Annotated in this window: 12 protein-coding genes; 10 read left to right on the top strand and 2 right to left on the bottom strand. The window is 72.6% G+C overall.

Translation table 11 applies throughout. The features are described 5' to 3' along the window. Positions 1-245: 245 nt before the first annotated feature. Positions 246-875, bottom strand: coding sequence for a metal ABC transporter ATP-binding protein (locus tag C7474_RS14600; protein WP_241965285.1), 630 nt, complete (start codon positions 873-875; stop codon positions 246-248). Between the two features lie 55 nt (positions 876-930). On the opposite strand from C7474_RS14600, the gene aztB reads away from it, so the two are divergent. The 7 genes from aztB (at position 931) to C7474_RS14565 (ending at position 7,582) form a co-directional block, all read left to right on the top strand. Further along, positions 931-1,803 (top strand): zinc ABC transporter permease AztB, encoded by an 873-nt coding sequence (aztB, locus tag C7474_RS14595; protein ID WP_121061186.1) that lies wholly within the window; start codon positions 931-933, stop codon positions 1,801-1,803. A 19-nt stretch (positions 1,804-1,822) separates the two neighbouring features. Next, the gene (locus C7474_RS14590; protein WP_121061183.1) at positions 1,823-3,076 is read left to right on the top strand and encodes an ABC transporter; all 1,254 of its coding nucleotides are present in this window, start codon (positions 1,823-1,825) and stop codon (positions 3,074-3,076) included. Beyond that, complete coding sequence (gene aztC / locus C7474_RS14585; protein ID WP_121061243.1) at positions 3,076-3,996, top strand: zinc ABC transporter substrate-binding protein AztC; 921 nt, start codon at positions 3,076-3,078, stop codon at positions 3,994-3,996. Before C7474_RS14590 ends, aztC begins: the two co-directional genes overlap by 1 nt. 53 nt (positions 3,997-4,049) lie before the next feature. Continuing rightward, positions 4,050-5,243, top strand: a complete 1,194-nt coding sequence (gene aztD / locus C7474_RS14580; protein ID WP_241965284.1) for a zinc metallochaperone AztD — start codon at positions 4,050-4,052, stop codon at positions 5,241-5,243. Between the two features lie 289 nt (positions 5,244-5,532). Continuing rightward, entirely contained in the window at positions 5,533-6,024 is a 492-nt protein-coding gene (locus C7474_RS14575) for an FBP domain-containing protein (RefSeq protein WP_121061241.1), read from the top strand. 329 nt (positions 6,025-6,353) lie between these two features. After that, positions 6,354-6,695, top strand: a complete 342-nt coding sequence (locus tag C7474_RS14570) for a sugar ABC transporter ATPase (protein WP_121061178.1) — start codon at positions 6,354-6,356, stop codon at positions 6,693-6,695. Continuing rightward, a complete protein-coding gene (locus C7474_RS14565) occupies positions 6,695-7,582 on the top strand; it encodes an SDR family oxidoreductase (protein WP_121061176.1) in 888 nt (295 codons plus the stop codon). The genes C7474_RS14570 and C7474_RS14565 overlap by 1 nt, the downstream gene beginning before the upstream one ends. A gap of 9 nt (positions 7,583-7,591) precedes the next feature. On the opposite strand, the gene C7474_RS14560 is transcribed toward C7474_RS14565, so the two are convergent. Further along, positions 7,592-7,777 carry a hypothetical protein gene (locus C7474_RS14560; protein ID WP_121061174.1) on the bottom strand — a complete coding sequence of 62 codons (186 nt, stop codon included), beginning with the start codon at positions 7,775-7,777 and terminating at the stop codon, positions 7,592-7,594. Positions 7,778-7,933: 156 nt separating this feature from the next. Between C7474_RS14560 and C7474_RS14555 the strand changes: the two genes are divergently transcribed. The 3 genes from C7474_RS14555 to C7474_RS14545 are packed head-to-tail and all read left to right on the top strand — an operon-like array spanning position 7,934 to position 11,950. Continuing rightward, entirely contained in the window at positions 7,934-10,351 is a 2,418-nt protein-coding gene (locus C7474_RS14555) for a phosphoketolase family protein (protein ID WP_121061172.1), read from the top strand. Next, complete coding sequence (locus tag C7474_RS14550; RefSeq protein WP_121061170.1) at positions 10,348-11,073, top strand: histidine phosphatase family protein; 726 nt, start codon at positions 10,348-10,350, stop codon at positions 11,071-11,073. Before C7474_RS14555 ends, C7474_RS14550 begins: the two co-directional genes overlap by 4 nt. Next, positions 11,057-11,950 (top strand): ADP-dependent NAD(P)H-hydrate dehydratase, encoded by an 894-nt coding sequence (locus tag C7474_RS14545; protein WP_121061168.1) that lies wholly within the window; start codon positions 11,057-11,059, stop codon positions 11,948-11,950. The genes C7474_RS14550 and C7474_RS14545 overlap by 17 nt, the downstream gene beginning before the upstream one ends. The last annotated feature ends 9 nt before the right edge of the window (positions 11,951-11,959 follow it).

The following is an 11,959-nucleotide window of genomic DNA, read 5'->3' as shown; positions in this document are numbered from 1 at the left end:
GTCGACATGCCCTGATTCTCCCACTGGCCTCGGAGATTGATTCGAAAGTCCGAGAGGGTTGTGGAGAACTCGAGGGCGTCGGGTGCCAGCAGCCGATGCCGAGTTCGGGGGTTTCGATACGCGCGCTGCGCGCGCTACTCAACCACCGGGAGAGGGAGCCGCTAGGCGAGAGCACTCGCACCACCATCACCGCTGGCCCGGGGCGTTTCGACTCGTCGCGGTGCTCCTCGCTCAACGACCGGGAGTCACGCCGCGAGGATGCCGTGGGCGAGGCGGATGACGCGGTCGGCGGCGGCGATCGCGGCGTCGTCGTGCGAGACGCAGGCGACGGCGGCGCCGCGCGCGGCCTCCTCCGCCAGGATCCGCTGGGTACGCGCGACGCTCTCACTGTCGAGACCCGCGGCCGGCTCGTCGAGCAGCAGGATGTCGGGACGCCGCACGATTCCCTGCGCGACCAGCACCCGCTGCCGCTGCCCACCCGACAGGTCGGTCAGCGGCCGGAGGGCGAACGCCGTCATCCCGACCCGCTCGAGCGCCTCGGCGACGGCCTCACGCGCGGCGAGGCGCGACATCCGCACCCCCTTCTTCCACGTGCCCATCGCGACGACGTCGGCCGCGGTGACGGGCAACTCGGCGGGCGCGACAGGACGCTGCACGACGAGCGCGAGATCGCCGTGGCGCTCGACCGCACCCCGACGAGGACGTCGCACTCCCGCCATCAGCTCCACGAGCGTCGACTTGCCCGAGCCGTTGGGGCCGGCGATCGCCGCGACCTCACCGAAACGCAGGGTCACGCTCACGTCGTGCAGCACGTCGACCGCACCGTAGGCGAAGCAGAGGTCACGGGTTCGGAGCGCAAAGGACGAGGACGGCACGCGCGCCATCATAGTTAATGAAAATCGTTCTCATTTCCATGTAGCCTGTGTCCTCGTGTCCCTCCTCGATCCCTTCGCCACGGAGTTCTTCCTCCGCGCCGTCGTCGGCGGTTCACTCGTGGCCGTCATCTGCGGCGTCGTGGGTACGTGGGTCGTCATCCGCGGCATGGCCTTCCTCGGCGAGGCGATCGGCCACGGGATGCTGCCGGGCGTCGCGCTCGCCACGGTGCTCGGCCTGCCGGTGCTCGTCGGCGGCGCCGTCAGCGCGGTCGCGATGAGCGCCGCGATCGGCGCGCTGCAGCGCCGCGGCAGGCTGTCGTACGACACCAGCATCGGCCTGCTTTTCGTCGCGATGCTCTCGATCGGCGTCATCATCGTGTCGCACTCGCGCAGCTTCGCGACCGATGCCACCGCGTTGCTGTTCGGTGACATCCTCGCGATCCGCAGCGACGACATCGTCGTGCTCGCGATTGCGCTCGCCGTCACGCTAGGCGTCTGCGCCGGGTTCCATCGCGCGTTCGTCGCCGCGGCGTTCGACACCCGCATCGCGCAGACCCTCGGGCTGCGCCCGCAGCGCGCCCACATCGCCCTCGTCGGCCTGGTCGCCCTCGCGGTGGTCGCCTCCTTCCAAGCGGTCGGCACGCTCCTGGTCGTGGGGCTGCTGCTGGCTCCCACCGTCGCCGCCCGCGCCTGGACGACCCGCATCCCCACGACGATGGCCTGCGCCGCCGCGGTCGGCGTGCTCGCCGTGTCGGTCGGATTGCTCGTCTCGTGGCACTTCGGCACGGCGGCGGGCGCCTCGATCGCCGGCACCGCGATCGCGCTGGCGGCCCTCTCGGCCGCAGTCCGCGCGCTCAGCTCCCGTTCCACCCGCGACGGCGCCGCACACGCGGTCGCCGCCGCCCCTGCGCTCGCGTCACAGCGGTGACGCCCCGAAAAAGGTCCCCATGCCCCGCCGCCCGCTCCGCCGCCCCCTCCTCGTGCCCGCTCTCATCACCACCCTCGGGCTGACGGCAGGCCTCACCGCGTGCGCGGGTCAGAGCGCGGGTCAGAGCACTCCCCCGCCGGCCATCGCGTCGGCCGACGCGACCGGCGCGGGCCACGGCGCCGTGGCAGGAGCCGAGGAGGTCGCCGAGCCGCCGCTCGCACTCGTGTCCGTCGACACCGCCGGCGAGGTCGGGCTGCTCGATCTGCTGTCCGGCGATGCCACCACGCTCGGCAGCACGGCGACCCCCACGAGCCTCGCGACCGACGGCCGCTTCGCCTTCGTCGGCACCGCCGACGGGGTCGAGATCGTCGATTCCGGTCGGTGGAGCTGGAACCACGGCGACCACTTCCACTACTACCTCGCCGGCCCGCGACTCGTCGGCTCGGTCCCGGGAGACGGCGCCGCCACGGTCACGTGGGGCATGCTCTCGACCGCCGGGTCGACCGGCATCCGCTTCGCCGATTCCGGTGAGGCAGTACTCCTCGACAACGACGCCCTGGCCGGCGGTGAGATCGTCGAACGCTTCCGGGTGCAGACGGATGCCGGCCCCGGCGTCATCGCGCCGCTCGACGACGGCGCGCTCGTCTCGATCGGCGAGCGGCTCGTGTTCCACGACGCGACCGGCGAGCCGACCGACGCGACGGTTCCGTGTGCGGCGGCATCAGGCGCGGTCACGACCGTGGTCGGGCTCGCGGTCGGGTGCGCCGACGGCGCCGTGCTCGCGACCTGGGAAGGCGACGCTCCCGTCTTCGAGCAGATCGCCTCCCCCACCGACACCCCCGTCGAGCAGGCGACGTCCTTCGACGGACGCAAGGGACGTCCCACGGTCGCGGGCCTCACCGAGGGCGGCGCGCTCTGGCTGCTCGACACCCGCGAGCGCGCCTGGCAGGTCGTCTCCAGCCCCGCTCCGCTGGTGCGTGCCGTGGCCGTCGACGACGCCGACGGACACGTCGTCGCCCTCGACGCCGACGGCCGCGTGCGCGTCTTCGCCGCCGGCACCTCGCCCGACACCGGCGCCGAACTCGCCGTCACCGAGCCCCTCGTGGGCAGCGTGACGGATGCGGTGTCGCTCACGGTCGACGGCCAGCGCGCCTACCTCAACGACCCGGCCGCCGGCGTCGTGCTCGAGCTCGACTACGCCGACGGCGCCCGTATCGCCCGCACCGTGCACACGCCCACGGCTCCGCAGTTCCTCGCGGAGGTCGGCCGATGATGCGCCGTCTCGTCCGCACCGCCACGGCCGGCGCCGTTCTCCTCGCCCTCGTCCTCACCGGCTGCGCAGCATCCGATGCGGGCTCCGCCGAGCCGCAGGTCGTGGTCACGACGAACATCCTCGGCGACGTCACGCGGCAGATCGCCGGCGTCGAGGCGCACGTGACGACACTCATGAAGCCCAGTGCCGACCCGCACTCGTTCGAGATCTCCGCGCAGGAAGCCGCCCTCATGGACTCGGCCGACCTGCTCGTCTCCAACGGTCTCGGGCTCGAAGAGGGCCTGCAGCAGCACCTCGATCGCGCCGCGGATGCCGGAGTCGCCGCCGTGGTGGCCGGCGAGCACCTGGACGTGCTGGCCTACACGTCCGACGACGCCGACGGCGCCGACGACCCGCACTTCTGGACCGACCCGGCCCGGATGCGCGACGTCGTCGACGCGATCGAAGACGCGTTGACGCAGGTCGACGGGATCGACGCCGACGCGGTCGCCGCGAACGCCGCCGCCTACCGCGCCGACCTCGACGCGCTCGATTCCGAGATGGAGCAGGCCTTCGCCGCCATCCCCGCCGACCGGCGCGCGCTGGTGACCAACCATCACGTCTTCGGATACCTCGCCGACCGCTTCGACTTCCGTCTCATCGGCGCCGTCGTCCCGGGCGGCACGACCCTCGCCGCCCCGAGCGCGGCCGACCTGCGCGAGCTGGCATCCGCCATCGAGAGCGCCGGTGTCCCCGCGATCTTCGCCGAGTCCTCCCAGCCCGACCGGCTGGTGCAGGTGCTCGCGAGCGAGGTCGGCATCGACGTCGACGTCATCGAGCTGTTCACCGAATCCCTCACCGAGCCCGGCGGGGGAGCCGACACCTACCTGACGATGATGCGCGAGAACACGCAGCGCATCGCCCGAGGCCTGGGCCGCTGAGCCCACGACCGCGCCGCACCGGCGCACATGAAAGGGAAACCATGAAACGACACATGCGACTGACCGCGGTGGCGGCGGGCCTGGCCGGGCTCTCGCTGCTGGCCACCGCCTGCGCCGGCACCGGCGACGCCGGCGCCGCCCCGTCCGGCGACGCGACGGCATCCGCTCCGGCGACCGCCGAGGGACGCGTCGCCGTCTCGTACCCGGGCGGCATCGCGGTGCTCGACGCCGACACGCTCGAGGTCGTCGACGAGTTCGACTCCGAGGAGTTCACCCGCCTCAACGCGTTCGGCGACGGCCGCACGATCGCGGTGACGACCTCGACCGGCTTCCAGATGCTCGACACCGCCGAGCCCGCGCTCACCGACCTCGTCTTCGACGCCACCACCCCGGGGCACGTCGTGATCCACCACGGCAAGACCGTGCTCTTCGACGACGGCACAGGCACGACCACGATCCTCGACACCGACGCGTTCGACGGCGGCTACGACACCCTGCCCGAGGGCACGACCTACACCTCGGATGCCGCCCACCACGGCGTCTCGATCGTGCTCGAAGACGGCACCCTCGTCACGACGGTCGGCGACGACACCGGCCGCACCGGCGCCGTCGCACTGCACCCCCACGACGACCACTGGGACGAGGCCGCCTCCAGCGCCGAGTGCCCCGGCATCCACGGCGAAGGCACCGCCGAGGGCGAGGCCGTCATCTTCGGCTGCGAGAACGGCGCGCTGCTGTTCGACGACGGCGCGTTCACCAAGCTGACGGCGCCCGACACATACGGCCGCATGGGCAACGCCTTCGTCTCCGAGACCAGCCCGATCGTCGTCGGCGACTACAAGAACGACCCCGACGCCGAGGGCTACCTGCTCGACGCGGTCGCGCTGATCGACACGGCGGCGAAGACCTACGAGGTCGTCGCGCTGCCCGACGAGGTGCGCTACACGTTCCGCGACATCGCGCGCGGCCCCGGCGACCTCGCCTACATCCTGTCGACCGACGGGCAGATCCACGTGCTCGCCCCCGAGACCGGCGACATCACCGACACCTACCCCGTGATCGGCGCCTGGGAGGGACCGGCCGAGTGGCAGGACGCGCACCCGGCGATCAAGGTGAACGGCGACATCGCGTACGTCACCGAGCCCGCCGCGAACAGCGTGCACGCCGTCGACCTCACCACCGGCGAGGTCCTCGCGTCGGTCGAGCTCGACCACACGCCCAACGAGCTGGCCGTCGCCATCGGCTGACACCACTCCTCCGGCAAGAGGCCGGTGCGCGCGCCGCGGCGCCGCACCGGCCTTTCCCGTGCCCCCTGTGACCCACCCGGCGCGCGCACAGCCGGCGGACATACAGTGGAGGGGTGAACACGGTCGGGCCCCACAGGGGCAGTGAGGAGGTCGTCGGCGCATCCGCCGGCGGCAGAGGCTGAGGTCGGCGGCATCCGCCCCCTCTGACATGCGTCTTCGACGCACCCTCACCCGCGTCTTCGACGCACCTCACCCGCGGCTCCGCCGCATCCTCACGACAGGACCCTTCATGCGACCGTTCTCCGAGGCCGACATCCGCGCCTCCTTCCTCAACGCCAGCCTCCGCGAGCGCAAGACGCTGCTGCTGCCCGACGCCCTCGACCAGACGCCCTGGGACGCGCTGGACTATCTCGGCTGGCACGACCGCAAGCTGCCGCAGGTGGCCTACGTCAGCGTCGAACTCGACGGTGCCCCGGCGTCGCTGCTGCTGCGACGGGCGGATGCGAAGCCGCGCAACCGCGCCCAGTGCTCGTGGTGCGCCGACGTGCAGCTGCCCAACGACGTCGTGCTCTACACCGCCAAGCGCGCCGGCGACGCGGGCCGTCGCGGCGACACGGTCGGCGTGCTCGTCTGCGAGAACTTCGAGTGCTCGGCGAATGTGCGCAAGCTCCCGCCGTCGGCCTACCTCGGCTACGACCGGGAGGCCGCGCGCGACCGCCGCATCGAGCAGCTGACCGAGAACGTGACGGCGTTCGCCCGCGCCGTGCGCGACGGCAGCTGACCGCCCACGGTCCCGAACGCTCAGGCCGCCCAGGCGACGACGGCGATCACGATCAGCAGCACCAGGGCCGCGATCCGCGAGCATCGCGACGAGCGCCACCTCGCCGCTGTCGGCTCCTGCTCCGCCCGCGGGGATCGGGTCGGCCGCTCGGCCCCGGCCCGTGGTCCCATCGCTCATGATCATTCCCTTCCGTCGAGTCCCGACCGTACGATCGGCCGGTGCGCGCCCCCGGGGGCTTGACAGCAGACCCGTGCCCGCCCGGGCTACCTGCCGACGGCGCCGGATGCAAGCCCCTCCCGGTGAGGCTCGGGGGCATCCAGCGTGGAACCATGAGCGACAACAGCTTCAACGACGACATCGACCGTCCGGCATCCACCGACCCCGCGGCGCAGCCGCTGGGCGACCGGGACAGCTCGATCACCTCCGACGACGACGCCGCCCAGCGTGAGTGGGAGCGCACCGATGCGGTCGAGGCGGGAGTCGACCCCGCGGTGCTCGGTACCGCGACCGCGACCGGCGCCGATCCCGACGAGATTCCGTCCGACGAGGACGACATCCCCGCCGCCGATCTGCCCGCGGGACATGCCCAGCCCGAGACGCAGGGGGAGTCGCCCGTCGAGGCCGAGCTCGGCGACGACGGGCAGGGCGACCTCGCCCTGGAGGACCTGTGATGGCTGCGCACGAACCCACCGACCCGCGCAACGCGCACCCCGACGACGACTTTCCTGCGCAGGAGCAGCCGCAGCCGGGACTCACCGGCCGCACCACCCCGACGCCCGACCACGGCGAATCCGACTACCGCGGCTCCGACCGTCTCGTCGGGCGCCGCACTCTCATCACGGGCGGCGACTCCGGCATCGGCCGTGCCGTCGCGATCGCCTTCGCGCGGGAGGGCGCCGACGTGGCGATCGCGCACCTGCCCGAAGAGCAGGCGGATGCTGACAGCGCCGTCGAGCTCGTGCGCGACGCCGGCCGCTCCGCACTGTCGTTCGCGGGAGATGTCCGCGACCCCGAATTCGCCGCATCCATCGCCACCCGCACGGCCGAGGAGTGGGGCGGCCTCGACGTGCTCGTGCTGAACGCGGCGTACCAGAAGGATCGTGAGGGCCTCGAGACCCTCGCCGACGACGAGTTCGACCGCGTGTTCCGCACGAACCTCTACGGCATGATCTACACCGCCCGGGCGGCGATCCCGCTGATGCAGCCCGGGGCGAGCATCATCGTCACCTCGTCGATCCAGGCGTTCCAGCCTTCGCCGGGCCTCATCGACTATGCGATGACGAAGGCGGCGCAGGTCGCGTTCGTGAAGGCGCTCGCCGAAGAGCTCGGCCCCCGAGGCATCCGCGTCAACGCGGTCGCGCCGGGCCCGATCTGGACGCCGCTGATCCCCGCCACCGGCTGGGACGCCGACCGGCTGGCACAGTTCGGCCAGGACACGCCGCTGGGTCGGGCGGGTCAGCCGGCCGAACTCGCCGGCGCCTATGTGTACCTCGCATCGGATGCCGCGACCTACGTCTCGGGCGCGGTGCTGCCGGTGACCGGCGGCAAAGGGCTCTGACGGCGGCGCTCAGCCGCGGCCTTCGTCCTCCTCGGGTTCGAACGTCGAAGGCTCCCCCGTGTGACCGGCCGCGACGCCGTCCTCGTCGGGCGGGATCGTGCCGTCGGGGCCGAGCCCGCCGGGCTTGCGCTCGCCCGGGTCGTCCGCCGACGGCGTCTCGCCGGGCGCCTCGTCGGGGGTGATGGGATCGCTCATGATCGTTCCTCTCCTGTGTCCCCGTGCGTCGTCGCACGTGCGGGCAGGCTAGGCCGCATCATCCGCGCGACCGCGGGGGTTGACATCCCGCTAACCCGCGAGGCGGCTCACCGCAAGCCCCGTGATCGGCGGATGCGGACGGGCGAGCATGGGGGCATGGCCGCGACGCCCAGACTCGACCACGACGCCCTCGACGACGACACCCTCGACGCATTGGATGCCTGGTGCCGCGCCGCCGACTATCTCAGCGTCGGCCAGCTCTATCTGCTCGAGAACCCGCTGCTGTTGAGACCACTCGCACCGGAGCACGTCAAGGCGCGGCTGCTCGGCCATTTCGGCACCGTGCCGGGACTGAACCTCGTCTACGCGCACGCGAACCGCGCCATCCGAGAGCGCGACCTGCGCGCCCTCTACATCGCGGGGCCGGGTCACGGCGGACCCGCGATGGTCGCCGGGGCCTGGCTCGACGGCACGTACTCCGAGCGCTATCCCGAGATCACGCAGGATGCCGACGGCATGGCGCGGCTGTTCCGGCAGTTCTCGTTCCCCGGCGGCATCCCCTCGCATGCCGCCCCCGAGACGCCCGGCTCGATCCACGAGGGCGGTGAGCTCGGTTACTCGTTGAGCCACGCGTACGGGGCCGCGTTCGACAACCCCGACCTCACCGTGTTCTGCGTCATCGGCGACGGCGAGGCCGAGACCGGACCGTTGGCGACGGCGTGGCACGGCAACAAGTTCCTCAACCCCGTCACCGACGGCACGGTGCTGCCGATCCTCCATCTCAACGGCTGGAAGATCGCGAACCCCACCGTGCTCGCCCGCATCCCCGACGACGAGCTCCTCAGCCTGCTGCGCGGCTACGGCCACGAGCCGCTGCTGGTCGACGTCGAGAAGGGGGACGACCCGCGCGTCGCGCACCGCCGGTTCGCGGCCGCTCTCGACCACGCTCTCGACCGCATCGCCGAGATCCGCCGCGCGGCATCCGAGGGCGACGACGCACGTCCGGTGTGGCCGATGATCGTGCTGCGCTCCCCGAAGGGATGGCGGGGTCCCGACACGGTCGACGGCGACCCGGTCGAGGGCACGTGGCGGGCGCACCAGGTGCCGGTCGACGACGTGCGAGAGAACGCCGACCACCGCGACGTGCTCGAACGATGGATGCGGTCCTACCGCCCCGACGAGCTCTTCGACGCCGACGGCCGCCCCGTCGACACCCTCCGCGCCCTCGTCCCCGACGGCGACCGGCGCCTGTCGGCGACTCCCGATGCGAACGGCGGGCGTCGCGAGGACCTCGCGCTGCCCGCCGTCGGATCGTTCGCCGTGCCGGTCGAGACGCCGGGGGCCGAGGACGCCGGGGCGATGGCGACGCTGGGCGACTGGCTCGCCGAGGTCATCCGCGCCAATCCGACCACCTTCCGCCTGTTCGGGCCCGACGAGACCGCGTCGAACCGGCTCGCGCCGGCCGTCTACGCGGCGACCGACAAGCAGTGGGCCGCGGACCGCTCCCCCCTCGACGAGCACCTGGCCCGCGCCGGCCGCGTCATGGAGGTGCTCAGCGAGCACCAGTGCCAGGGCTGGCTCGAAGGGTACCTGCTCACCGGGCGCCACGGTGTCTTCACGTCGTACGAGGCGTTCGTGCACATCGTCGACTCGATGTTCAACCAGCATGCGAAGTGGCTCGAATCGGCGGCGGACGTCGACTGGCGCGCACCGATCTCCAGTTTCACCTATCTGCTGTCCAGCCACGTCTGGCAGCAGGACCACAACGGCTTCACGCACCAGGACCCCGGGTTCCTCGACGTCGTCCTCGACAAGAGCGCCGACATCGTGCGCACCTACCTTCCGTTCGACGCGAACACGCTGCTCGTGACGATGGCGCACTGCCTGCGCGGCACCGACCGCATCAACGTCGTCGTCGCCGGCAAGCAACCCGCCCCGCAGTGGCTCGACCTCGAGACGGCGTCGGCGCACTGCGCGCGCGGTCTGGGCGCGCTCGACTGGGCGGGAAGCGGCGGCGACCGCGCCCCCGACGTCGTGCTCGCCGCCGCCGGCGATGTGCCCACCGTCGAGGCGATCGCCGCCGCACAGCTGCTGCGCGATCACGCGCCCGAGGTCGCGGTGCGCGTCGTCAACGTCGTCGACCTCGGACGGCTCAGCACGCCCGAGCAGCATCCGCACGGCCTGCCCGACGACGACTTCGACGCGCTGTTCCCGCCCGGAACGCCGGTCGTGTTCGCCTTCCACGGCTACCCGTGGACGATCCACCGGCTCACCTACCGGCGGCGCGCCCACGACGACCTCCACGTGCACGGCTACCGCGAGCGCGGCACGACGACCACCCCGTTCGACATGCTGATGATGAACGACCTCGATCGGTACGCGCTCGCCGTCGACGCACTCGAGCGGATGCCGCAGGGCCACGACCGGTACTCGGCGCTGATCGCCGACCTGCGGGAGCGGCGCCGGGCCGCCCTCGCCCACACCCGCGCGCACGGCACCGACATCACCGACGTCACCGGATGGCGGTTCCGCCCGTCCGACGCCGGCGCGACGCCCCGACCCTCGGAGAAATGATGATCACGGATCTCTGGCTCACCCGGCACGGCGAGAGCATCGGCAACGTCGCGGCGACGGCGGCCGAACGCGACGGACTCGACGTCATCGCCCTCGAGGAGCGCGACGCCGATGTGCCGCTGTCGATCACGGGCGCCGAGCAGGCGCGCGCGTTCGGCTCATGGCTCGGTGAGAACGGCGCGCGCATCGGCACCGCGTGGGTCTCGCCGTACCTGCGCGCCCAGCAGACGCTGTCACTCGCGATGGACGAATCCGGGATGGCGCTGGTGCCCCTCACCGACGAACGCCTGCGCGACCGCGAGCTCGGCGTGCTCGACCTGCTGACCCGGCGCGGCGTCGAGCGGCTGCATCCGGGCGAGGCGGAGCGGCGCGCCCGCCTCGGCAAGTACTATCACCGCCCACCGGGCGGCGAGTCGTGGGTCGACGTGCGGCTGCGCCTGCGGTCGTTCCTCGCCGATGCGCTGCCGGCCGCCGACGGCGGCGGTCTCGTGGTCGCGCACGACGCGGTCGTGATGCTGATCGTGTCGCTGCTGACGGCGATGAACGAGTCCGAGCTGCTCGAGTTCGCCGCCGCGAACACGGTGCTCAACGCGTCGGTGACGCACGTGCGCCGGGGCGGCACCGGCTGGGAACTCGTCGCCTTCTCGGACGTGTCGCACCTGCGCCAGGAGGGCGCCGACGTCACCGTCCACCCCGGGAGCCCCGATGTCCAGCCCGAGTGAGTCGGAGGCCGCGAGCCGGGACCGGCGGGTGGATGTCGGCACGCTGCGGCGGTGGGGCCTGCCGGAGCCGGGGCGCACGAAGCAGTCGCGCGGCGACGCCGTCATCGTCGGCGCGTCTCGGCGCACCCCCGGCGCGGTGATCCTCGCGTTCGAGGCGGCCATGCGCGTCGGGGCGGGCCGGGTCGCGGTGCTCGTGCCCGGCTCGGTCGAGGAGCAGCTCGGCGCGCACCTGCCGGAGGCCGCGGTGCTGGCGCTGCCCGACGACCCGGCGGCTCCCCTCACCGGCGCCGCCGCCGAGGTCGTGGCCGGCGCGGGCGCGGTGCTCGTGGGGCCGGGCTTCGACGACGTGCCGCAGACCCGCGCGACGCTCGACGCTGTGCTGGCGTGCGCGCCGCAGCGACTCGTGCTCGACGCGTACGCCCTGGCCGTGCTACCGGGTATCGCACGCGATCGGCTTCCCGGCGAGCTCCTGCTCACTCCGAATGAGGACGAGCTAGAGATCCTCTCCCGCGCCGACCTCGACAGGAACGACCTCTCCCCGGCGGTCGTCGATGTCGCGGCGCGTTTCGAGGCGACCGTCGCCGCCTATGGGCTCGTCGGCACGGCGCCCGGCGACCCGACCGGCGGCACCGCGTCGCCGCTGCAGGTCGAGGGCGGCGGACCGGGCCTCGCGACCGCCGGTAGCGGTGATGTGCTCGCCGGTGCGATCACCGGCTTCCTCGCGCGCGGCATCCCTGCCGCCCGCGCCGCCGCGTGGGGGCTGTGGGCACACGCCCGCGCCGGCGACCGGCTGACGGCGACGCACGGTCTCGGCTTCCTCGCCCGCGAGCTCGCGACCGAACTCGCCTTCGCCGTGCGAGAGGTGGAGCAGGGCTGACCGCTCCAC

The sequence above is a fragment of the Microbacterium telephonicum genome (assembly GCF_003651225.1).
Classification (GTDB): domain Bacteria; phylum Actinomycetota; class Actinomycetes; order Actinomycetales; family Microbacteriaceae; genus Microbacterium; species Microbacterium telephonicum.
The sequence above is the reverse complement of the archived record's forward strand: the minus strand, read 5'-3'. Positions and strand labels throughout refer to the sequence as shown.

Excerpts from the sequence above, each read along its gene's own strand:
- C7474_RS14590 (WP_121061183.1), top strand. The coding sequence starts at position 1,823 with ATGCCCCGCCGCCCGCTCCGCCGCCCCCTCCTCGTGCCCGCTCTCATC.
- aztC (WP_121061243.1), top strand. The coding sequence starts at position 3,076 with ATGCGCCGTCTCGTCCGCACCGCCACGGCCGGCGCCGTTCTCCTCGCC.
- aztD (WP_241965284.1), top strand. The coding sequence starts at position 4,050 with ATGCGACTGACCGCGGTGGCGGCGGGCCTGGCCGGGCTCTCGCTGCTG.
- C7474_RS14575 (WP_121061241.1), top strand. The coding sequence starts at position 5,533 with ATGCGACCGTTCTCCGAGGCCGACATCCGCGCCTCCTTCCTCAACGCC.
- C7474_RS14570 (WP_121061178.1), top strand. The coding sequence starts at position 6,354 with ATGAGCGACAACAGCTTCAACGACGACATCGACCGTCCGGCATCCACC.
- C7474_RS14565 (WP_121061176.1), top strand. The coding sequence starts at position 6,695 with ATGGCTGCGCACGAACCCACCGACCCGCGCAACGCGCACCCCGACGAC.
- C7474_RS14560 (WP_121061174.1), bottom strand. The coding sequence starts at position 7,777 with ATGAGCGATCCCATCACCCCCGACGAGGCGCCCGGCGAGACGCCGTCG.
- C7474_RS14555 (WP_121061172.1), top strand. The coding sequence starts at position 7,934 with ATGGCCGCGACGCCCAGACTCGACCACGACGCCCTCGACGACGACACC.
- C7474_RS14550 (WP_121061170.1), top strand. The coding sequence starts at position 10,348 with ATGATGATCACGGATCTCTGGCTCACCCGGCACGGCGAGAGCATCGGC.
- C7474_RS14545 (WP_121061168.1), top strand. The coding sequence starts at position 11,057 with ATGTCCAGCCCGAGTGAGTCGGAGGCCGCGAGCCGGGACCGGCGGGTG.